The 22,273-nt window shown below is 63.9% G+C and carries 20 protein-coding genes; 12 read left to right on the forward strand and 8 right to left on the reverse strand.

Translation table 11 applies throughout. The annotated features are described in order from the left end of the window. Positions 1–91: 91 nt before the first annotated feature. Entirely contained in the window at positions 92–373 is a 282-nt protein-coding gene (locus NGM15_RS05060) for a ubiquitin-like small modifier protein 1 (RefSeq protein WP_253436115.1), read from the forward strand. A 42-nt stretch (positions 374–415) separates the two neighbouring features. Here NGM15_RS05060 and NGM15_RS05065 read toward each other — a convergent pair whose 3' ends face one another. After that, positions 416–2,092, reverse strand: a complete 1,677-nt coding sequence (locus NGM15_RS05065) for an aldehyde ferredoxin oxidoreductase C-terminal domain-containing protein (protein WP_253436117.1) — start codon at positions 2,090–2,092, stop codon at positions 416–418. A 526-nt stretch (positions 2,093–2,618) separates the two neighbouring features. Continuing rightward, positions 2,619–4,067, reverse strand: coding sequence for a short-chain fatty acid transporter (locus tag NGM15_RS05070; RefSeq protein ID WP_253436119.1), 1,449 nt, complete (start codon positions 4,065–4,067; stop codon positions 2,619–2,621). Between the two features lie 62 nt (positions 4,068–4,129). On the opposite strand from NGM15_RS05070, the gene NGM15_RS05075 reads away from it, so the two are divergent. Beyond that, complete coding sequence (locus NGM15_RS05075; RefSeq protein WP_253436122.1) at positions 4,130–5,389, forward strand: MFS transporter; 1,260 nt, start codon at positions 4,130–4,132, stop codon at positions 5,387–5,389. Positions 5,390–5,394: 5 nt separating this feature from the next. On the opposite strand, the gene NGM15_RS05080 is transcribed toward NGM15_RS05075, so the two are convergent. Further along, positions 5,395–7,431, reverse strand: coding sequence for an AMP-binding protein (locus NGM15_RS05080; RefSeq protein WP_253436125.1), 2,037 nt, complete (start codon positions 7,429–7,431; stop codon positions 5,395–5,397). Positions 7,432–7,542: 111 nt separating this feature from the next. Between NGM15_RS05080 and NGM15_RS05085 the strand changes: the two genes are divergently transcribed. From NGM15_RS05085 to NGM15_RS05100, 4 genes are all read left to right on the forward strand, one after another. After that, positions 7,543–8,133 (forward strand): GNAT family N-acetyltransferase, encoded by a 591-nt coding sequence (locus NGM15_RS05085; RefSeq protein ID WP_253436129.1) that lies wholly within the window; start codon positions 7,543–7,545, stop codon positions 8,131–8,133. A gap of 69 nt (positions 8,134–8,202) precedes the next feature. After that, positions 8,203–10,071, forward strand: a complete 1,869-nt coding sequence (locus NGM15_RS05090; RefSeq protein WP_253436132.1) for a formate/nitrite transporter family protein — start codon at positions 8,203–8,205, stop codon at positions 10,069–10,071. 89 nt (positions 10,072–10,160) lie between these two features. Beyond that, positions 10,161–11,843 carry an acyl-CoA mutase large subunit family protein gene (locus tag NGM15_RS05095; protein ID WP_253436135.1) on the forward strand — a complete coding sequence of 561 codons (1,683 nt, stop codon included), beginning with the start codon at positions 10,161–10,163 and terminating at the stop codon, positions 11,841–11,843. A gap of 184 nt (positions 11,844–12,027) precedes the next feature. Further along, complete coding sequence (locus tag NGM15_RS05100) at positions 12,028–12,879, forward strand: aldo/keto reductase (RefSeq protein ID WP_253436138.1); 852 nt, start codon at positions 12,028–12,030, stop codon at positions 12,877–12,879. A 45-nt stretch (positions 12,880–12,924) separates the two neighbouring features. On the opposite strand, the gene NGM15_RS05105 is transcribed toward NGM15_RS05100, so the two are convergent. Beyond that, positions 12,925–13,239 (reverse strand): YbjQ family protein, encoded by a 315-nt coding sequence (locus NGM15_RS05105; protein ID WP_253436140.1) that lies wholly within the window; start codon positions 13,237–13,239, stop codon positions 12,925–12,927. A gap of 156 nt (positions 13,240–13,395) precedes the next feature. On the opposite strand from NGM15_RS05105, the gene mce reads away from it, so the two are divergent. Next, positions 13,396–13,779 (forward strand): methylmalonyl-CoA epimerase, encoded by a 384-nt coding sequence (gene mce / locus NGM15_RS05110; protein ID WP_253438251.1) that lies wholly within the window; start codon positions 13,396–13,398, stop codon positions 13,777–13,779. A 37-nt stretch (positions 13,780–13,816) separates the two neighbouring features. Here the strand turns inward: mce and NGM15_RS05115 are convergent, their stop codons facing one another. Next, complete coding sequence (locus NGM15_RS05115) at positions 13,817–14,464, reverse strand: hypothetical protein (RefSeq protein WP_253436143.1); 648 nt, start codon at positions 14,462–14,464, stop codon at positions 13,817–13,819. 69 nt (positions 14,465–14,533) lie between these two features. After that, a complete protein-coding gene (locus NGM15_RS05120; RefSeq protein ID WP_253436146.1) occupies positions 14,534–15,844 on the reverse strand; it encodes an HAD family hydrolase in 1,311 nt (436 codons plus the stop codon). Between the two features lie 197 nt (positions 15,845–16,041). On the opposite strand from NGM15_RS05120, the gene NGM15_RS05125 reads away from it, so the two are divergent. The 4 genes from NGM15_RS05125 (at position 16,042) to NGM15_RS05140 (ending at position 19,010) form a co-directional block, all read left to right on the forward strand. Beyond that, on the forward strand, positions 16,042–17,109 hold the full coding sequence (locus tag NGM15_RS05125; RefSeq protein ID WP_253436149.1) for a glucose 1-dehydrogenase: 1,068 nt from the start codon (positions 16,042–16,044) through the stop codon (positions 17,107–17,109). Beyond that, positions 17,106–17,762 (forward strand): transcriptional regulator GfcR, encoded by a 657-nt coding sequence (gene gfcR, locus NGM15_RS05130; RefSeq protein ID WP_253436152.1) that lies wholly within the window; start codon positions 17,106–17,108, stop codon positions 17,760–17,762. Before NGM15_RS05125 ends, gfcR begins: the two co-directional genes overlap by 4 nt. Before the next feature lie 140 nt (positions 17,763–17,902). Continuing rightward, entirely contained in the window at positions 17,903–18,250 is a 348-nt protein-coding gene (locus tag NGM15_RS05135) for a glutaredoxin family protein (protein WP_253436155.1), read from the forward strand. Positions 18,251–18,425: 175 nt separating this feature from the next. Continuing rightward, entirely contained in the window at positions 18,426–19,010 is a 585-nt protein-coding gene (locus tag NGM15_RS05140) for a DUF7110 family protein (RefSeq protein WP_253436158.1), read from the forward strand. Between the two features lie 162 nt (positions 19,011–19,172). Here NGM15_RS05140 and NGM15_RS05145 read toward each other — a convergent pair whose 3' ends face one another. Beyond that, positions 19,173–20,228, reverse strand: a complete 1,056-nt coding sequence (locus NGM15_RS05145; protein WP_253436161.1) for a sugar-transfer associated ATP-grasp domain-containing protein — start codon at positions 20,226–20,228, stop codon at positions 19,173–19,175. Positions 20,229–20,656: 428 nt separating this feature from the next. Next, positions 20,657–20,977 (reverse strand): hypothetical protein, encoded by a 321-nt coding sequence (locus NGM15_RS05150; RefSeq protein WP_253436163.1) that lies wholly within the window; start codon positions 20,975–20,977, stop codon positions 20,657–20,659. Positions 20,978–21,225: 248 nt separating this feature from the next. Between NGM15_RS05150 and NGM15_RS05155 the strand changes: the two genes are divergently transcribed. Then, the gene (locus NGM15_RS05155; protein ID WP_253436166.1) at positions 21,226–22,197 is read left to right on the forward strand and encodes a phosphoadenosine phosphosulfate reductase family protein; all 972 of its coding nucleotides are present in this window, start codon (positions 21,226–21,228) and stop codon (positions 22,195–22,197) included. Positions 22,198–22,273: the final 76 nt, after the last annotated feature.

Below are 22,273 nucleotides of genomic sequence, written 5' to 3' on the forward strand. Positions count from 1 at the left end.
GCCGCCCCGTCGATCCAGTGGTCTCGGCTGGGATCCACAAACGAGCGCCGGAACCCGTACGTACAAGAGCGAGGGCGCCCTCCGTCGGGACGTGCAACTCGAGTGTGTCTTCTTCGGGCCGTTTCGCGAGGACACCGGCGAAACGACGACCGAGTGGGACACGGACGGCGAGACCGTCCGCGACCTGCTCGTCGAACTCGAGGCCGCCTATCCGGTGCTCGAGGGCCGCCTGCTCGACGGCGACGAGGAGTCACTCGCCGGAAAGACGGTCGTGACGAAGAACAAGCGAGACGTCAGACACCTCGACGGCCTCGAGACGGAACTCCAGGACGGCGACGTGTATCGGCTCGTGCCGTCGGTGTACGGCGGTTGATGGCGAAACGCTGATGACGGTGACGACCCGAGTCCGGCCCCGTCAGTCCGCGGAGGGAACGACCGAATCGACTCGCCCCGTCGGAACTGTCCCGTCGTCGTTCCAGCCACGAGCCTCGTAGTACTCATCCACCGCGGCCTCGAGGTCCGGCAGATCGTAGGGAGTTCGGTCGTCCTCGACGCCGAACCCGCGCTGGTTGTTGAAGTGACGTTCCCGCTCGACCGTGCGAGCGCCGACGGCCATGAGGTCCTCGTAGTCGGCGTCGAACAGTTCCTCGAGTCGCTCGTCGGTCACGTAGTCGTCGCCGAACGCGCAGACGATTCCCGTGTCGCGAAACGCCGACGAGTTCTCCTCGTCGACCAGCGTCTCGGCCTTGCCGAGCGTGCCCTCCGGGTCGAGTTCGCCGCTGTACTCGAGGCTCAGCATGCTGGCGTACATGTGGTCCCCGCCGCGGTTGGCAACGGCGTAGGAGAGTCCCTGTCCGTGGAGGACGCGCCCGTCGTGGGCGGCGAACTCCATTCCCTTGACGGTGTAGTCGTCGACCCCCAGCTCCTCGTGACAGCGGTGGACGCCCTCGGCGAGTACGTCACCGATGCCGTCGCGGTAGGCGATTCGTTCGGTGATCTCGTGGGCGAGATCCGCGTCGCCGAAGGCGTCCTCGCTCTCGAGGTAAGCGGCGACCGTCACGCCGGCGGAGATGGTGTCCATCCCCAGCGTGTCACAGAGTTCGTTCCCCTTCATCACGTCGACGACGTCGCCCATCCCCTGCAGGGAGCCAAAGGAGTAGACCGTCTCGAATTCCGGGCCCTCGGTCTCGAGGCCCGTCTCTTCGTCCCTGGTCGGGAGTTTACAGCCGTAGGCACAGGCCGAGCAGGCCGCGCGCTTGTACTTCTTCTCCTCGACGGCGTTGCCGCCGATGTCAGCCACGTGTTCGAACTCGTAGTCCTGGAAGTACCGTGTCGGCAGGGAGAAGTTGTCGTTGATGAACTCGGTGCCGCCGGTCGTCCCCTGGCGTTTCATCAGGTCGTCGGACTCGGCGGCCTCGCGGTGGACGTCCATCTGGACCGGCGGGAACTCGATGTCGGGTGCGGAATCGCCCTCGAAGGTGACGCACTTGACGTTCTTCGACCCCAGAACGGCCCCGAGCCCACCTCGACCGAACGCTCGCGAGTCGAATGTCATCACGCTCGCGAAGCGCACGAGGTTCTCGCCGGCAGGGCCGATGGCGATGCAGTGTTCGGGGCCGAGGTCCCGGGTGTCGGCCACGTACTCGGAAATTTCGGGGACGAGTGCGTTCTCGAGTTCGGGTACTGCTTCGAACTCGACTTCGACACCGTTGGCGCCGTCCGTGACGTGTACTGCGAGCAACTCGTCGCTCTCACCGACGACCTCCAGGACGCTGATGCCAGTTCCTGCGAAGTTCCGGGAGAGGTAGCCGCCGGCGTTGGTTGAAACCAGGCCATCTGTCAGCGGTGAGAGCCCGGTCATGTTCATCCGGCCGGTGAAGGACATCCGGCTCTGCTGGAGCGGCCCCGTCGAGAGGTAGGCGCGATTCTCCGGGCCGAACGGATCGGCGTCGAACGGGATGCGGTCGTGTGCGAGGGCGGTGGCCGTCGCGCGACCGCCAATGGTTCGTTCGAGCACATCGTCGATGTCGGTCGTGGTTGCGGTCCGGTCGCTCACGTCGACCGTGAGCAGGGGACCCCGTGCGTGGCGCATATTCGGAGGATCGAACTCGAGTCTCTTATACTATCGGCTGTCGGCCGGTTTCGCTTCTCCGGACGCGATCGGAGCCGTCCGGTCGATCACTCCGCCCTGGACGGTGAGGACCGGTCGCTCTCGATTCGGCGGTGGTCCGCGAAAAATATTGTATCGCACTCTGTTCCTGGACGTAATGCGATTGGCGTGTCTGTGGGGGATCGCGTCCGTGTCTGTTGGGGATCGCGCGTGTCCGTGTGGTCGCCTTCGAGATCGCTCCACTCGCTCGTTGTCTCTCGAGTCGATACGCGATCTGCCTCCGTGGTCCCATCTGTCCCGTTTGGAAGCAGATCATCAGTATGTGTGGCAGTGACACGGAAGCGTGTTGTGCCGTCGATAGCAGGCATCGATCCCTCGGGGACTACGACGCCGGACGGGACTGATTCCTCGGTTAGCGAATCAGTCACCGATCGCTCGAGCCAACTTCGCGGGTCTCGATCTCGACCCAGAAGGTGATATCGTTTCGCTCGGATCAGTACGTCTCGAGTCAGTACGGGATGAACGTAAGCGCGAGCGCGAGGAACGGCGTGAGCAGAAGCATCATCGCAATCGCGTAGCCGAACATCTCTCGCGCCTTGATCCCCGTGATCGCGAGCAGTGGGAGCGCCCAGAACGGGTTGAACAGGTTCGTGTGCGCGTCGCCGACCGCGTAGGCGATGGTGGCCTGCCCGACGGGAACGCCGTGACCCTGTGCCGCCTCGACGACCGAAGGACCGAGGACGATCCACTCGCCGCCGCCGGAGGGCACGAACAGGTTGACGATGCCGCCGGCAATCCAGGCGACGATCGGGAACGTCGCCGGCTCCGAGATAGCGAACAGTCCCTCGGCGATCGAAGAGGAGAGCCCGGAGGCGTTCATCATCCCCTGGATACCGGCGAAGAACGGGAACAGCAGGATGATACCGGCGGCGGCCTCCGCCGCCTCGCCGAACCGTTCGCGATAGTAGGCGGGGCGCAGGAAGACGAGCAAGCCAGCGAACAGGAACGCGAAGTTCACGAGATTGAGATTCCAGGCATTGAGGCCCTCGGTCGCGAGGAGGTAGCCGACCATGACTACGCCACCGAGAGCGATCAGTCCGCCGAGGAGTCGACTGTTGTCGATTTTTTCGGCCGGCGTCTCGTACGTGTCGATGCCGCCGTCGGGAACGGTGTCGCTACCGGCCCCCGACTCGTCGAACAGGTTCTTCTCGTCGACGAATTCCGTAATCGAGCGCGTCCGCCCCGCCCCCGGCGCGAGCAGGTACAAGAACGCAGCAGCGACCACGATCGAGGAAACCGTCAGCAAGAGGGCGTAGCTACTGAAGATTGTCTCGCTGGCCGGGACGATTCCGTCGATGTAGCCTCCCTCGATGAACTCATTTTCAGGGGTGTTGAGCAACAGCGGCGCCGACGCCGATAGCCCCCAGTGCCAGGTCAGGCCGAGGCCCATGTACCCGGCGACACACAGCAGCGGGTAGTGAACCGGCATTCCGTTCCGATGGGCTGTCTTTCCCATCTCTCGAGCGAAAATCGCCCCGAGGATGAGGCTGAACCCCCAGTGAATCCACGCCACGGCCATCGAGAAGACGCCCACCAGGACGACGGCCTGTTTCCCGGAACTCGGAAGCTGGGTCAAGCGTTTGAGCAACGCGTTCACTCGTGGGTGATACGCGAGCACGAAGCCCGTCATCAGGATGAGCGTCATCTGCATCGCGAACGCGAGGAACGCCCAGAATCCCTCGAACCAGTAGGTGGTCATCTCGAGCGGATCGGATCCCTCGAAAACGATTCCGGCGACGAATACGATGTACGACAGGATGATCGCAAACAGAAACGGACTCGGCATCCATCGTTCGACGACGTCTGCGAGCTCTTTTCCGACCCGTTCGAAGAGTCCTGGTTTCGAGTCGCCACCACGATTCGTCCCTCCGCTGGCACCATTGTCTCGTGTTGCCATGATCCGTGGTAATTGGTAACTGTATTAAATATTTATATGTCGAACCGACCAATTCGGGGACAGTGACGGGGCCGGTTTCGACGAACGACGGCTACTACTACGGCTGGGTCGTGACGACAGCCTGCTTCATCGGCACCTTCGTCATCTTCGGTGTGTCCTACTCCTTTGGCGTGTTCTTCGAACCGTTAGCGGCCGACTTCGACCTCTCTCGAGGCGCGACGTCGCTCGTGTTCTCCGTCCAGACCCTGATGATCTACGTCGGTGCGGCGCTCTTCGGCGGCATTGCCGACCGCTACGGCGTCAGACGAGTCATGGGCGCCGGCGTAGTGTTGCTGGCACTCGGGTTGCTCTGGACGAGCGAGGCGAACTCGATCACGACGCTCGGCCTTGCCTACGGAGTCGTCACGGCCCTCGGCATGGGACTGATCTACGTCGTCTCGTACGCGACCGTTCCCCGGTGGTTCGAGCGCCGTCGAGGCTTCGCGAGCGGTCTCGCCAGCGCCGGACTCGGTGTCGGCATGGTCGCCGTCACGCCCGTCGCGACGCTCCTCATCGCCCGCTACGGCTGGCGGCGCGCCTATCTCGCCCTTATCGCGGGGCTGGTCGCCCTGCTCGTCGTCGCCACCGTGCTGATCGAGGACGACCCTCGAGAGCGAGGGGTTCCGGCGAGCGAATTTCCCGCCGGTTACCCGGAGACGCGCTCGCGGTCGAGAGGGTGGCTCGAGCAGGCTCGAGACGTCGCGTCGATCGCCACCGGCCGTCGTTTCCTCCTGGTGTTCGTCAGCTGGATACTCATCTACGGGACCCTGTACGTGACGCTGGTCCACCTGGTGGCTCACGTCACTGACCTCGGGCTCGACGCGCGAGTCGGGGCGCTCGCGCTCTCGATCATCGGGGCCACGACCGCCGCCTCGCGAGCGGCGATCGGGTTCGCGTCGGACCGCCTCGGTCGGAGCCGTACGTTCATCGGGTGTTCGACCCTAATGGCGCTCTCGACGTTCGCCTTACCCGTCCTGTCGTCGCCAGCCGGGATCGTCGCCTTCGCAACTGTCTTCGGCGCTGCCTACGGCGGTAACGGGGCGTTGCTGTCCCCGCTCACCGTCGATCTGTTCGGTCCCGACGACGCCAACGCCCTCTTCGGCGTCGTTTCGCTCGCGTTCGCCGTCTCGGGACTGCTCGCCCCGCCGCTGGCCGGCGCGAGCTACGATCTCTTCGGGACGTACACGCCGGCGTTCCTCGCCGCCGGGGTCGCCGGTCTCGTGGGCGCGGCACTCACCGGCCTGGCGACGTGGAAAACGGATACTCGATCTCGAGCAGCCTGACCGCCCTATCGGGCGTCTTCGAGTGCCTCGAGCGCCGCAGGATTCTCGAGACTCGAGAGATCGCCCAGGTCCTCGCCGGTGTAGGCGGCCTCGATGGCCCGACGGATGATCTTGCCCGACTGCGTCTTCGGGAAGCCGTCGACGAAGAGGATTTCGCGAGGACGGAACGGTTTGCCGTGTTCGTCGCCGATCTGTTCGCGGAGTTCCTCGCGGAGTTCCTCGGACTCCTGGACGCCGTCCTCCAGGATGGCGTAGGCGACCACCGCGGTACCGGTCGTGTCGTCGGGGACGCCGACGGCCGCGGCCTGGTTGACGGCTTCGTGATCGATCAGAACGCCCTCGATCTCGGCGGGGCCGACCTTCCGACCCGCCACGTTCAGCGCGTCGTCGGCCCGGCCGTGGAGGAACCAGAAGCCGTCCTCGTCCTTCTGGGCCCAGTCGCCGTGATCCCAGAGATCCTCGAACGTCGACCAGTACTCCTCGAGGTAGCGCTCGTCGCCGCTCCACAAGGATTTGGTCATCGAGGGGCACGAATCGCGGGCGACGAGGAAGCCGCGCTCGTGATCGTCTTTGACGGAGTTGCCGTCCTGATCCACGATGTCGATGTCCATGCCGAGTCCGGGGCCGCCCAGGGTACACGGTTTGAGCGGCTGATCGGGCATCGGCATCAGGAAACAGCCGCAGATCTCGGTGCCCCCGGAGATGTTGACGATCGGTGCCTCGCTCCCGCCAACGTGTTCGTAGAACCACTGCCAGCTCTCGGGGTCCCACGGTTCGCCCGTCGAGCCCAGTATTCGAAGCGAAGAGAGGTCGTGGCCCTCGAGCCACTGATCTCCGTGTTTCCGAAGCGCGCGAATGGCGGTCGGCGAGATGCCGAACTGGGTGAGTTTGTGGCGGTCGATCATTTCCCAGAAGCGGTCGGGGTTCGGGTAGTCGGGGGCACCCTCGTACATGAAGACGGTGCCGCCGAAGGTGTGGACGCCGATCAGGGTCCAGGGCCCCATCATCCAGCCGATGTCACTGACCCAGAAGAAGCGATCGGCGGGCTTCAGGTCGAACCCGAAGTGGAGTTCCTTCGCACACTGCAGTTGTACGCCCGCGTGCGTGTGGACGATCCCCTTCGGCGTCCCCGTGGTGCCCGAGGAGTAGAGCAGCATCGACTCCTGGCTCGAGTCCAGGGATTTACTCTCGTAGGCGTCGTCCTGGTTCTCGACGGCCTCGTGCCACCACACGTCGCGGGCGTCGTTCCACGGAATTTCGACGTCGACAGCCGAGCTATCGTCGCCGGCGTCGGCGTTACCACTGACGTCGCTCGACCCGAGTCGATCGAAGACGACCGTGTGCTCGACGTGGCCCGCCTGGACGATGGCGTCGTCGGCGCTGCCCTTGAGCGTGACCGGACTGCCCCGGCGGTAGAAGCCGTCTCCCGTAAAGAGTACCGAACACTCGGCGTCCTCGATGCGGGTGACGACGGCGTCGACACCGAAGCCCGAGAAGATGGGGACGGCGATGGCGCCGACCTTGAAACAGCCGTAGAGGATCGACACCACCTCTGGCACCATCGGCATGTACAGCCCGACGGTGTCGCCGGTCTCGATACCTGCCGACTCGAGGTAGTTCGCTACCCTGTTAGCCTGGCGGTGGAGTTCGTGGTAGGTGATCTCCCGGACCTCGCCGTCTTCGCCCTCCCAGATGGTGGCGACCTTGTTGCGGGTCTCGGCCTCGAGGGCGGCATGACGATCCACGACGTTGTGAGCGACGTTGAGTTCGCCGCCGGGGTACCAGTCGGTGAACTGCGGGCCGTCGCTGTCGTCCCGGATCTGGTCGTAGTCTTCGTAGAAGTCGATGTCCAGGTACTCGACCAGTTCGTCCCAGAACCACTCGACCCCGCTCTCGCCGTCGTCCCGGTCGGTCGTGGTGCGTTCGATCAGGTCGTCGTAGTCCTCGATGCCGTACTCGCGCATGAACGCCCGGACGTTGGTGGACTCGACGAACGTCTCGTCGGGTTCGTGGACCACCTCGTCGATAAGGTCCCCTTCCATGTCACTGACACGGTTTGCTGTCCCGTATCATGAACGTTACCGTCTCGATGTCGGCCGAAACCTGCGAGTACCCCACAAACGCTTTTGGCCGCGGCGACCCTACCTCGAATCATGTACGTACGGGACGCGAAAAACCGGGAAGAGGTCTGGCTTCTCGATCACATCGAGGCGATGGGGCTCGACGACACGGCGTTCCGGTCGCGTGACTACGTGGTCGCCATCGACGAGGAATCGGGGGAGAAAGCGGGGTTCGGCCGCATCCGTATCCACAAACCAGACGACGCCGACGACGTCTGCGAGTTGACGAGCATCGGCGTCCTGGAGGAGTGGCGCGGACAGGGCGTTGGCGCCCACGTCGTCGAACGACTGGTCGAGTACGCCGGCGACGAGGGCTTCGAGACGGTCTACACCCTCACCGGAGAGGGGGCCTACCTCGCGCAGTTCGGCTTCAGTCGCCTCGAGGAATCGGCCCTCCCTGCCGTGTTACAGGAACGACTGACGGACAAACGGGAGGGCGTCGATCCGGACGCGGTCCCGCTCGCCATCGGCGTCGACGGGTTCGAGATGCCCGGACGATTGCGAGAAGCGTTCAAGGAGGCGAACGAATCCGAGGGCGCCGACGCCGGCGACGAGGATTCCCCCGAGGACTTCGGTATCGATCCGGACACGGCGACGTACAAGTACGACACCGGGCGTCGATGACGCTCGAACCCCGGCACGGACCATCCGATGAAGAAAGTCACTTAGCCCTGCCATGAGTGGGAGTCGACAATGAGTGATGACGACGATTCCGCAGTGGAGATTCCACAGCGGGCCGAGAGCGGCGCACCGGCGTACGGGACGGTCATGCCGGACCGATTTTCGTCGGACGAAGTCTTTCAGCGTATCGTCGCGGACGCCGATCACGAGATCACCTCCGGCGTGCGGGAACTGTTCTTCAGCGCACTCGCCGGCGGCTTCGCGATCACGATCACGTTCCTGGTCTACGCTTCGATGTCGACGAAGACCGAGAGCGACATCGTCGCCGCCTTGCTCTACCCGCTGGGGTTCATCTACATCATCATCGGCGGCTACCAGCTTTACACCGAGAACACCCTGCCACCGGTCGCGCTGGTCCTCGAGCGCCTCTCGTCGGTCCCGACGCTACTTCGCCACTGGGTGATCGTCCTCGCCGGAAACTTCGCCGGCGGCGCGCTCGGAGCGGTGGCCCTCGCCTACGGTGGCGTCTTCGACGCGCAATCGGCCGAAATGGCGATCTACTTCGCCGAAAAGGGCATCGAAACCCCGGCCACGAGCCTCTTTTTCAAAGGGGCGTTCGCTGGACTGGTCGTCGCGGGGGTCGTCTGGATCAACTTCGCCGTTCGCGACACCACTTCGCGGTTGCTCGTGGTCTATCTGGCTTTTCTGACGATCCCGCTCGGCGACCTGTACCACGTCGTCGTCTCCTTCACCGAGGTCGTCTACCTGATCCTCGTCCTCGGCGACGTTGCGGTGATCCCGGCGATGACCCAGTTCGTGATCCCGGTATTGCTCGGGAACACCCTCGGCGGCGTCCTGCTCGTCACCGTCGTCAACTACTATCAGACCAGCGACCGGCGACTCGACATCGACCGGTACGAGAACGCTAGACGACTCACCATCCGCGAGTGGCTCCTCGGCTCGCTCTCTGGGCGAACGTACGTCCCCGTCGTCGACACCGTCGAGACGATCGTTCGCGACGAGGACTCCTACCGGATCCTCGTCCCCATCGCCAACCCGCGAACCGAAGCGCGACTCGTCGAGTTTGCCTGTGCGCTGGCCGAAACCAAGGAGAAGGGGCAGGTCCACGTCGTCCACATCGTCCAGACGCCCCAGCACATGGCCGACGGCGGGAGTCATCACGACCGAATCGTTCGCGAGTCCGACCGCCTGCTCGAGGATATCCGCCGGATCGGCGACGGCTACGACGTAGAGTTCGGGACGTCGACCATCGTCTCTCCTCGATCGTTCGAGGAAATCTTCGACCGCGCCAGGCGAACTCGCCCAGACCTCGTACTCCTCGGGTGGGGACAGGATCAGCTGTGGACCTCCGCCCGCGCCGAGAGCCACCTGGACGAACTCACGAATCGACTCCCGGCGGACTTCCTCGTTGTCAAAGACCGTGGCCTCGACCCGTCACGGGTGCTCCTTCCGACCGCCGGCGGGCCCGACTCGAACCTGAGCGCCGAAATCGCACAGGCCCTCGAGACCGGCGCCGATGCCGAGATCAGCCTCCTGCACGTCGTCGACGAGCCGGCCGACCGGGCGGCAGGCGAAGCGTTCCTCTCCGACTGGGCGAACGATCACGGCCTCGAGAACGCCGACATCGTCGTCGACGATTCGGGAGACGTCGAGCGGGCGATCTGTCGCACGGCCAGGGACCTGGACAGCACGATCGTCATGATGGGCGCGACCGAGCGCGGGCTGCTCTCGCGGCTCGTCAAGGATTCGCTCCACATCGACGTCGCCAACGTCGTCGACGGGTCGGTCCTGCTCTCGGAACGGCCGTCACAGCGAACGTTCACCGAGCGGCTGTTCGGGACGGGATCGCGGGAAGACCGCGTGCTCGAGGAGTACCGCAATCGGGAGGAAAACGCCGAGGCGGCCGAGCCCAGAACGTAGCGTAGCGCCGGACGAGCGCGGCCGGTTGCGTTCCCGTCGACCGACTCGTTTGTCAACCTTCAAGCCACAGGAAACCGTCGGCATCGATAATGTTCGATGCCGAGGATCTCGAGGCGATCCGCGAGGGGAAAGAAACCTGGCACGACGAGCAGGTCGAACCGGTGATCGACCGATTCGGCGAACGCGAGGAGACGTTCACGACCGACACCGGCGGCCAGGAAGTCGATCGACTGTACACGCCGGCGGACGTCGCCGACCTCGAGTACCAGGAGGATCTCGGTTTCCCCGGGGAGGCGCCCTACACCCGCGGCGTCTACTCCACGGGCTACCGGGGTCGGCTGTGGACGATGCGCCAGTACGCCGGGTTCTCGACACCCGAGGACACCAACGAGCGATTTCACTACCTGCTCGACCAGGGCCAGACCGGGCTCTCGATGGCGTTCGACCTGCCGACCCAGATGGGCTACGATTCGGACGCCGAGATGTCCGCTGGCGAGGTCGGCAAGGCCGGCGTCGCCATCGACTCCCTGGAGGACATGGAGACGGTGTTCGACGGCATTCCGCTCGGCGAGGTTTCGACGAGCATGACGATCAACGCGCCCGCGTCGGTCCTGCTGGCGATGTACATCGCCGTGGGGGACCGCCAGGGCGTCGACCGCGCCGAACTCAGGGGAACCATCCAGAACGACCTCCTCAAGGAGTACATCGCCCGGAACACCTACATCTACCCGCCCGAGCCGTCGATGCGGATCATCACGGACATCTTCGAGTTCTGCGCCGAGGAAGTGCCCAAATTCAACACCATCTCCATCTCGGGCTATCACATCCGCGAGGCCGGCTCGACGGCCGCCCAGGAACTCGCCTTCACCCTCGGAAACGGCCTCGAGTACGTCGAGGCCGCCATCGACGCCGGGCTGGACGTCGACGACTTCGCCCCGCAGCTCTCCTTCTTCTTCAACGGCCACAACAACATCTTCGAGGAAGTCGCGAAGTTCCGCGCCGCCCGTCGGATGTGGCACGACCTGATGGAGGAGCGATTCGACGCGCAAAATCCCAAGTCCAGGCAACTGAAGTTCCACACCCAGACGGCGGGCTCGATGCTCACCGCCCAGCAGATCGAGAACAACGTCGTCCGGGTGGCCTACCAGGCGCTGGCGGCAGTGCTGGGAGGAACCCAGAGCCTCCACACCAACGGGAAAGACGAGGCGCTGGCTCTCCCCACCGAGCAGTCCGTCCGGACCGCCCTGCGCACCCAGCAAATCCTCGCTCACGAGTCCGGCGCGGCGGACACCGTCGATCCCCTCGCTGGCAGTTACTACGTCGAGCACCTCACCGACGAGGTCGAAGCCGAGGCCTACGACCTCCTCGAGGAGGTCGACGAGCGCGGCGGGATGCGGCGAGCGATCGAACAGCAGTGGGTCCAGCGCCAGATTCAGGACACCGCGTTCGACCGCCAGCGCGAGATCGAAGACGGCGAGCGCATCATCGTCGGCGTCAACGAGTTCGAGGTCGAGGAAGACCCCGAGATGGACGTCCAGGAGGTCACGGAAGAAGACGAACGGCGACAGATTCGAAGCCTCGAGTCCGTCCAGGAGGATCGTGACGAGGAGGCCGTCGAGGCAGCGCTCGAGGGCTTGCGGGAGGCCGCGCGGGGCGACGACAATCTCATGCCGGTCATCGTCGACGCGGTCAAAGCGTACGCAACGGTTGGAGAGATCTGTAACGTCTTCCGCGAGGAGTTCGGGGAGTACACGCCGGGAAGCGCGGTGTGAGAGTGAGGAGAGAGGTAGCGGCCGGGTTTTTCAGTCCTGGACACGCCGGCCACACGGTCGCGTTTCGAAGCGTCCAGGCACTCCCCGGATATTTGCCGGCACGGGCTACCTCAATCGAGCACGCGACCGCCGGCCCGGCGAGTCGAAGCCGCCGTTTCTTAACCTGGAGCGGTGACCGGCTACCATGTCGCAACTGACCATCGACTCGACCGTATCGGCCGGCGGTGCGTCGATCCCCGCCCTCGGCTTCGGCACCGCCCGGATCACCGGCCAGGACTGCGCACAAGCCGTCGAGTGGGCCCTCGAGGCCGGCTACTGCCACCTCGACACGGCGACGATGTACGACAACGAATCGGCCGTCGGCGACGGCCTCGAGCGTGCGGACGTCCCCCGCGACGAGGTGTTCGTCGTCACGAAGATCGATCCCGAGGACGCGGCCTTCGACGACGTGCTCGAGTCCGCCCGAGGGAGTCGTGACCGACTGGGGATCGAGACGATCGACCTCCTGTTGTTGCACGCGCCGACCGACGAGGTGCCCCTCGAGATCACCCTCGACGCGATGAATCACCTCCAGGACGAGGGGGTCGTCGACCACGTCGGCGTCAGCAACTTCTCGGTCCCGGAACTCGAGGAGGCCGTCGACCGGTCGGAGACGCCCATCGTCACGAACCAGGTGAAGTACAACCCGTTCAACCGCCAGGACGCGTTGCTCGAGTACTGCCTCGAGGCGGGCGTCTCGCTCACGGCCTACTCGCCGCTGGCGAGGGGAGACGTCGCCGACGACGAGCGCCTCGAGTCCATCGGCGAGCGACACGGCAAGTCGGCGGCCCAGGTCGCACTACGGTGGCTGCTCCAGCAGCCATCGGTGGTCGCGATTCCGAAGGCGGCGAGTCGCGATCACGTGGAAGCGAACGCCGACTGCTTCGACTTCGAACTCTCCGAGGAGGAGATGCGCGAGGTGTTCGAGATTTCGGGAGAACCGCCGGCGTTCGCGATGGAAGACGAGGGCGGGGGTGGGGACGACGACGGGTCGTAATTTGGCGAGTGTCCGAGCGAGTGAGCGGAAGAGGAACCGAGACCGTCACCGAAGCCGAACGGCCGTCCCGTAGGCCATGACCTCCGAGCCGCCGTCGGTAATTTGGGAGGTCTCGAGGCGGACGTTGACGACCGCGTCGGCGCCCATGCGCTCGGCATCGGCTTCCATGCGGTCGACGGCTTCGTCCCGCGCTTTCGAGAGCAACTCGGAGTAGGCCTTGAGTTCGCCGCCGAAGATGTTGCGAATGCCCTGGGTGATGTCTCGGCCGACGTTTCTGGCTTCCACGGTGTTTCCGCGGGCCACGCCGAGGATTTCGTCGATTTCGCCGTCCGGAACGGTTTCGGTGGTGGTGATCTGCATTCGCTCGAGTATCTGTTGTTTTCCTACTAACACTTTTGGGTTCGGTCGTCCCTCGCCGTCACGACGGAGTGTCCGTCACGGCGTCTACACGGCTATTTCGCGGACCGCGAATCGAGCGCAACACTGACGACGATGGTCGATTCATCTCGAGACATGATGCGTTTCGATCACGCCGGAATCGCGACCGAGGACGCCCAGACGCTGGCCGACCGATACGCCGACCTCTTCGACGTTGAGGTCGCCCACGAGGAGACGTTCGACGGGATGACCGTCGTCTTCCTGGCGTTCGAGAACGGCTACTTCGAGCTGCTCGAGCCCCAGGAGGAGGGCACCATCGCGACGTACCTCGAGCGAAACGGCCCCGGAATCCACCACCTCGCGGTCGAGACCGACGACGCGGCGGCGGCCCTCGAGCGCGCTCGCGACCTCGGTATCGAGTGTATCGACGACGAACCGCGGCCCGGCGCCTGGGGTCACGACGTGGCGTTCCTGCATCCGCGGGATACGGGCGGCATCTTGCTCGAGTTCGTCGAGCACTGATTCAGTGGTCGTTTTTGTCGCTCCTGTAGTCTCCGCCCTATCCGTCGCCCGAATCAGCATCGTTCTTCGTTTCGTCACCATCCTCCTCGTTGCTCGTGGGCAGCCACTCGAGGCTCAGAACTGTCCGGGGATCAGCGAACGATTCGTGGACCAACCTGAACGCGTCGGGGCGAGCACCGGGGTCGGCAAACGTAACCGACAGGCAGTAACTCACGGCACCGACGCACTGGATACAGGTCTCGTCGACCGGTTCGCCGGGACGGAGACGAACGACCAGTTCGGTCGTGCTCCGGTCCAGGTGCCTATCGCCATCGCCATCGCTGTCGTCATCGTTGCCATCGACCTGGCCACGCTCGTCGTCCTCGGTATCGGTGCCACCGTGCTCGCGAACGGCCGCTGACTCGAGGACGACCTCGTGACACGGCGACGGCGTCTGGAGCGCCGTCTCGACCTGCAATCCGCCTTCGAGCAACCGCACCGCTGGATAGGCTCCCGTCCCGTCGCTCAGACACTCGCCCTCGAGGTTTTCGATGTCGATCCCGATCGTGTCCGGCAGGTCTTCGTTCTGATCCACGGAATCGTCCCCGTCCTGGTCTCGAGACTCGCACTCACCGTCGCTGGCACCCACTACGCCGGTGGCCGCACCCGCGCTCCCCAGGCCGGCCAGCAGTGTTCGACGTCGCATACAATCACGTCACGACGCGAGTGAAAACCACTTTTTCACGGCGTCGAGACGGTCAGTCCCACCGAGCGGTCACCGATCGAGTCGAGCGAACCTGTTGAGCGCGTAGACGGTCCGCAACACGTCGACGCTCTTGCCCCGATCGAAGACGAGTTCGTCCGAACCGAGGACGTGCTCGAGCACGTCCTTCGAGGCGTGCTCCGGCGCGGCGGCGATGCCGGCGTCGTTCCTCGCGACCCACTCCATCACGCGCAGGTCGCTCTTCGAGTCGCCCATGACGAGCGCGAACGGATCCTCGACGTCCAGGACAGAGAGCGCGCGCTCGACGCCGGCGACCTTGTCGAGTTCGAGACTGGCGATTTCGGCTGCGTCGGCTTCGTAGTAGGCGACGTCGATGCGCTCGAAGACGTCTGCGAGCGCGTCGGGAACGCCCGAGCGATCGACGTCGGGATAGGCGCCGCCCTGCTCCAGGACGCCCCTGATCTCGGGGTCTTCGGCGGCGTAGAACGCGCGGGCGTACTCACTCGGCTCCGGGACGTCGACGTCCTCGCCCGCTTCGGTGGTGTCGTCCTCGTCAGCTGCTTCGGTCGTGTCGGCCCCGCTCCAGTCCACTGTCTCGGCGACGGCCCCGCCCAGCAGGTCGATCATGTACACGAGCGCATCGTCGATGATCTCGCGGGCTCGACTCGACCCGGTCTCGTAGTTCGGTTTCATCGTCACGTTGAACTCGTTGCCCTGCAGGTGACAGCCCCGGCGGAGGTCCTCGGGGGCGTCGGGGAGGACGCGTGCGCGAACGTCGTCGAAGACGTCGCGAATCACCGCGTCGAGGTCCTCGTAGAGCAGTTGCTTGGTGTCGGCGCCGTGGCCCGGCGTGAAGACGCCGTTTCCCGTCTCGTAGACGATCGAGAGGTTTCCCGAATGGACGATTTCACTGCCCAGCCCCTGGATGGCGAATCCCTTGACGTTCTCGAGGGTCTGTCCGGTGCAGATGACGATGGGGATCCCCGCCTCGTGGAATTCCGTAAGCACGTGGAGGGTGTCGCGCGGAATCTCGTTGTCCGTCCCGCCCGCGGAGCGAAGCGTCTCGTCGACGTCGAGCACGAGGACGTTCACCGCCCGGCCGTACCTGGCCTCGAGGTCGAGCGCGGTGAACGCCTGATCTCGCGTGGTTCGCGCGGCGACTTCGGCGAGCGTCTCGCCGGCGGCGAACGCCGAGCGAATCTCGTCCTTTCGGGACTCGAGTTCCTCGCTCGCGTCCTGCCAGTGTTCGAGGGCCACCCGGGAGTCGATTGGCGGAAAGACGTCGACGAACTCCTGGTACTCCCGGAGCGTCTTCGTGTCGAACTCGTCGTAGAGCCGGTAGACGAGGTCGTAGCGTTCCATGTCACGGCATGCGCGCGGCGGCGGGTTAATCGTTTCCGCTGACGCAACGGTGGCCGTTCATTGGGGTAACAGTGGCCGTTCCGTCGACGCAACGGCAGCCGTCTTTGCTGGCACGACAGCAGTCGCTCTCTGGCGATACCTGCGATCTTTACTCGAGATAGAATAAACTTTTAGTCGTCGGGGAACGAGGGATCGGTATGAAAACCATCGCAGTCGAGCCGGGTTCGGGCGAGCCAGTGATGCTCGAGAAGCCGGTTCCCGACCCGTCTGACGGCGAAGCCCTCGTTCGCACGCTCCGCGTCGGCGTGGACGGGACCGACCACGAGGTCATCGCGGGCGAACACGGCGGCGTCCCAGAGGGCGAGGACCACCTCGTGCTGGGCCACGAGGCCGTCGGCGTCGTCGAGGACGCGAACGGGACCGACCTCGAGGAGGGGCAGATCGTCGTCCCGACGGTTCGACGACCGCCGAACGGGTCGAATCGCTACTTCGAGTCGGGCTATCCCGACATGGCGCCCGAGGGCGAGTACCACGAGCGCGGCATCGTCGGCGCTCACGGGTTCATGGCGGAGTACTTTACCAGCCCCGCCCAGTACCTGGTTCCGATCCCGGCGGAACTCGCGCCGCTGGGGTTCCTCGTCGAACCGATCACCATCTCCGAGAAGGCCATCGAACACGCCGTCGCCAGCCGGTCGGCGTTCGACTGGCAACCCGAATCCGCGATGGTCCTCGGCAACGGCTCGCTCGGCCTGCTGACCGTCGCCATGCTCGCGAAAACTCTCGAGGTCGATCGCACGTACTGCCTCGGCCGGCGTGACCGGCCGGACCCAACGATCGACATCGTCGAGTCCCTCGGCGCGACGTACGTGGACTCGCGAGAGACGCCGGTATCCGAGGTGCCCGACGCGTACGAGGGAATGGACTTCATCTACGAGGCGACAGGGTACGCCCCCCACGCGTTCGAGACGATCGAGGCGCTCGCGCCCAACGGCGTCGGCGCCCTGCTCGGCGTCCCCTCGAGCTGGACGTTCGAAATCGACGGCGGCGCGCTTCACGAGGAGTTCGTGCTCCACAACAAGGCGCTGGTCGGGAGCGTCAATGCCAACCGCAGCCACTTCGAGGCCGCCATCGACACGCTCACACAGCTGCCGTCGTCCTTCCTGGACGACCTCGTGACCGGGATTTACGACGTCGAAGCCTTCGAGGCGGCATTCGTCGACGACGACACGACTATAAAAACGGCGGTCGAATTCGATCGTATATGAAGAACGTCGACGACCTGATCGAGAGTGCGGCCGACCTCGCCGAGCGCGGCCTCTCGAAGGGCGAGATCGCAGACGAGTTGAACGTCTCCCGCGAGACGGCGAGCTGGCTGGTCGAACGCAGCGGCACCGCACCGCAACCGTCGGCCCCCGAGACGGCCGATACCGCCGGATCGGCGGACATCCACGTCGACTGGTCGGCCATCGGTCGGGACTCGAAGCGCATGGGCTACGTCGCCAGCGCGATGGCAGACCTGCTCGCCAAACACGGCGAAGACGTCGATCTGACGATCGGCATCGAGAAGGCCGGCGGCCCCATCGCCGCGCTGGTCGCCCACGAACTCGAGACCGACCTGGGAACGTACACGCCGGCGAAACACCAGTGGGAGGAGGGCGACATCGACGAGCTCGGCGGGACCTTCTCCCGAAATTTCGCGGCGATTCGGGACCGCGAGTGTTACGTCGTCGACGACACGGTCACCAGCGGGACGACCATGCGCGAGACCATCGACGCGATTCGAAAGGAAGGCGGCGAACCGCTCGCGTGTGTCGTCCTCGCGGACAAGCAGGGAGTCGACGAACTCGACGGCGTTCCGATCTACTCCCTGTTGCAGGTCATCAGCGTCGGGAAAGAGGCGGACGACTACCAGTCCTAGCCCGGTGCTTCGCTTCGCCGTCCGGTATCGCGTCTTCACCTGAGACGGGTTTGGAACACGATACTTCCTAAAGTCTGAGGGATTTGCGACGATATCCGTGTGGCGCAAACGCTTTCCATCCCACGCCCCTACGAACGCCCATGACGTTTCAGCCAGACAGTAGCCTCGAGCAAGACGAGGTCGACGAAATCGTCGAAACCGCCCTCGACGAGAACGAGATCGTTCTCTTCATGAAGGGCAACGAACTCATGCCCCAGTGTGGGTACTCCCAGCGCGCCCTCGAGCTAATCGGCAAGCACCGAAACGATATCGAGACGGTGGACGTACTCGAATCCCTGCCCGAGTTCCGGGAGGCCCTCTCGGAACACAGCGGCTGGGAGACGATCCCACAGACCTACGTCGACGGCGAGTTCGTCGGCGGGTCGGACGTCCTGGCCGAACTCGACGAGCGCGGCGAACTCGAGACGACGCTCCAGGCGAGTACCTGATCGGGTACCCCGGATACTGACCACCTGACAGGACCGCCGTCGACGAGATCCTCGGCGACCTGTTCGCAAACACTCATATGTATTCCAATACGTCACCCGGGGAGATAATAGCAGGTCATATATGGGGAGCGACCGTACTAGGAACCAGACGACTATCGCCCACCCCCTTCCAGATATGTCAACAGAGGAATCCAGACACGTGTATCGGCTGCACTCCACGCTCGAACTCCCGCTCGAGGACCTCGAAGAGCACCTCGAGACGGCGACCTACCCCGACGGCGTCACCGACGTCGAGCTCACCCGCCGAAACAACACCCTCATCCTCAAAGCCGTCTCCAACGACGACACGGTCAGCAAGTACACGCCGGCTGCCCAGTTGAAAGCCAGCGTCACGGAGAACCGGGTCTACGAGGAGGATCCGGAGGAACGCCGGCAGAATTCGTTCCGCTGGGACGAAGACGAGGAAGAGGAAATCGAGTCGGAACTCGTCGAGTTCGCGGCGTTCAAGGGCGACCGCGAGACGGTCCTCCAGAACTCGCTCCTCCAGTACGAGATGTTCCAGGTGCTCTGTGACATCGCCCTCCAGACCGAGAAGGGGACGCTGACGGCGATTTCCGAGCGCGACGGCGACCTCGAGGCGACCCGAATCGTCGACGGCGAGGCCAGACCCGCCGACGTCGAGGTCGTCGAGGGGCCCCGCGAGCGCAAGTCGGCCTCGAGCGGGGTGAACTGGCGGGACAACAAGTTCATCAGTGATTGAAAATAAAGACAGATAAAGCGAAACCGGGGCGCTTCTCTCCCTTCTCATCTCGAGCAGACCACAAAGTAGAGTGGCTTCACCGTGTAAACCCGAAGAAACTCTTGCCGATCATCTTTCCACTCTGGACGGTCTCTGCAGGGAAATTCGCCCGCAGACGGGCAATCAAACGACGTCGTGTCGTCGATAAAACCGTCGCGTTCGCTCGTCAGCGAGGAGCGGGCGGTGGACCTGTAGCGAGGCGACGCCCGTCTGGCTGTTCCCCTCGATGATCTTGAACTCGCCGTCGCCCGTGACGACGATGTCCCACCCGACGTAGGGCATGTACGAGAGTTCGTTGGCAATCTCGAGCAGTCTGGTGCGGATTTCGTCCCAACCCGGGACCTTCGTTCCCTCGATTCGGGCGCCGGTTTCGGGGTGCGTGTCGTGCCAGACGACGCTGTCGCTGTGATAGTACTGAGCGCCAGCACTGAGCGCTCCGGTCTCTCGATCGACTTTCGCGCACAATCCACCCCTCGAAAAGTTGTCTACAGGCGCAGAATCGCTGGTCCCGATTCGCTGAACCGCGATCGGAATGAACGCCTCCTGGGCGTGCTCGTCGTACATCGTCAGCGCCCGGATCGTGTTTGTCGTGTCGGGGTACAGTTCGGCGGCGTACTCGCCTTGCTCGACGAACTCACAGACGAGATAGTCCTGGAGGTCCGCGAGCGTCCGGGCAAGCTCGGTATCAGTCATCTGCCCGCCGTCGTACAGATACGACCCGTCCCTTCGCTCGAGGAAGTGAACGTTGTTTCCGCCGCCGCCGCTGAACCACTTCAAAACGAGTTGCTCTCCGTCCGAAAGAGTCTCGTCGAACCAGTCGATCGGATCCCTGGTTGGACGCGACACGTCGGGATCGGTCGGACGTTCGAGTTCGATGCCACCGTCGCTTGCGACTACAGTGTTGTCACTCGAATCGAACGCGTGGAACCAGCCATCCCTGAGCAGTCCGTGTACCGTCGATCGATGGGACGGAAACTTGCCAAGGATTTCGTGAAAGGCGAGTTTATTGTCGATCAGTGCGCCCCAGTGGTCGTTGATTCGACCCGTCCGGACGTACCGTTGAAAGTCGTCGAGATACAGCGACGGGTCGTAGGTATCGAAGTCGTAAACTACACCCGACTTGCTCAGAAACCGCCGTCGATAGAGCCAGAGGCGCTCCCGACGCGAGAGTTCGAACATCAACCTCGATTCTCGCTCGTCCTGGACCAGCCTGCGCACTCGATTCGCCGTTTGATACACGTCGCGAACGTTCATCGAGTAGAACTACCGACTGTTCTATTATACTTATACACAGGGTATGACGTCGATTACAGATCGAAACAGTTCGCCGGGGCCGCCCTTCCTCTCCTTTTCGGGGACGAGTCTACGGAATCCACGGCGATTATGAACCCGTATCCCACCTGACTTCTACGTCGATCGATACTCTGGATTGTAATTCGAGACCGCCTGTATACGCGTTCTGTGGGGACTCGCGATGGAGAACGGATTCCCAGTCGAATTGTTGCGACATCCTCTCAGAGAACGTGATATCTCTTATCCCTCGGATAATACCGGTTCTCAGGTCCATCAACGGCTGAATCGGTCCGGCTTCCGTCCCCGGAACCGTCTTACGCGCGGAGCCAGTTCTCGAGCCGACTCGTCAGGATTTTCGCGACCGCGTTGGCGATGTGATCAGGCGACTCCGAGAGGTTCCACACGTAATCGCCGACGCAGGTGACCCCTTCCCACTCGACGTAGCCGTGACGGTCGAGTTCGATGAGCACCCGCTCGAGAGCCGTCTCATCGAGTCGATAGCCGATCCGTTCTTCCAGTCGATCGGCGAGCTGTGGAGTCGTCAGCACGGCCCGGTCCTGGAGAGACGAGTCGCCGGTCGGAACGACGGACGGTTTCGACGCCGGCGTCTGCGGTGACGGCGGCCGCTGGGTCATTGTCGATGTCCGGTTGTGATCGAGACGGCATAAGAATCGGTGTGAACAGACGCGACCATCAAGTGCGGATCGTCGAAAAAGGTACCTCGTCGATTCCGTTTCCGTGGTTCTCACCCGCTTCGATCGAACGGTCGGATTGCCTCTAGCGGTTCCTGTTAGCATAACCCACGCGAAGACCGAACGGAGGCGACAGCACGTTCCGCCGGCGTAAGGACTTTAACCCTCGTAATTATATGTAATTACACCGTATGCCCGACAATTTCCCCACGTACGTCGACGTCGATTACGAGGACGGCACCGACGAGGATCCCGAGGACTACCCGCACGTCCAGGACAAGATGGAGAAGGCCATCGAGGTCACTCGACAAGGTCTCGAGCAGTACGAGAACCCGGCCGTGATGTGGACCGGCGGCAAGGACTCGACGCTCGTCCTGTACTTCGTCAAGGAGGTCGCGGACCGCTACGACCTCGAAGTACCCCCGGCGATCTTCATCGACCACTACCAGCACTTCGAGGCGATCCACGACTTCGTCGACCACTGGGCCGACGAGTGGGACCTCGAGGTCATCTACGCGCGAAACGAGGACATCGGCAACTACGTCGAAGAGAACGACCTCGAGCCGGGTGACGACATTCCCGTCGACGAACTGTCCGAGCACAATCGCCACCACGTCGAGAACATCCTCGAGTACGAGGAGGACTCGTTCCCGTTCCTGCTCGACACCTACGCCGGCAACCACCTGCTAAAGACGGTCGCGCTCAATGACGCGCTCGAGGAGTACGACATCGACGGCATCCTCTCGGGCGTCCGCTGGGACGAACAGGAAGCACGCGCCGACGAGACGTTCTTCTCGCCGCGCCACGATCCGGACATCTACCCGCCCCACGACCGCGTTCAGCCCATCCTCCAGTTCGACGAGGCGGCAGTCTGGGAGGCGTTCTGGAACTTCGTCGTCCCGGACACCGTCGAGGCGTTCCCGGACGAGGGCTACGTCCCGCAGAGCGCCGACGACCTGCCGAACGACCTCGAGCCTAGCGATACCCCCGTCTCGCCGAAGTACTGGGAAGGCTTCCGCTCGCTCGGGAGCGAGATCAGCACCGAGAAGACCGAAGACGACCCCGCCTGGCTCCAGGACCTCGAGGGAACGACCGAACGTGCCGGACGCGCCCAGGACAAAGAGGATCTGATGGAGCGGTTGCGCGATCTCGGCTATATGTAGGACACGGCGGAAGCGACCGTCGTGGTACCGCGACCCTCGCAAGCGTTATCCGTGTACCGGGTGAACGTTTGTTTGT

Origin of the sequence: Natronosalvus halobius, from assembly GCF_024138145.1 — an archaeon.
GTDB lineage: Archaea > Halobacteriota > Halobacteria > Halobacteriales > Natrialbaceae > Natronosalvus > Natronosalvus halobius.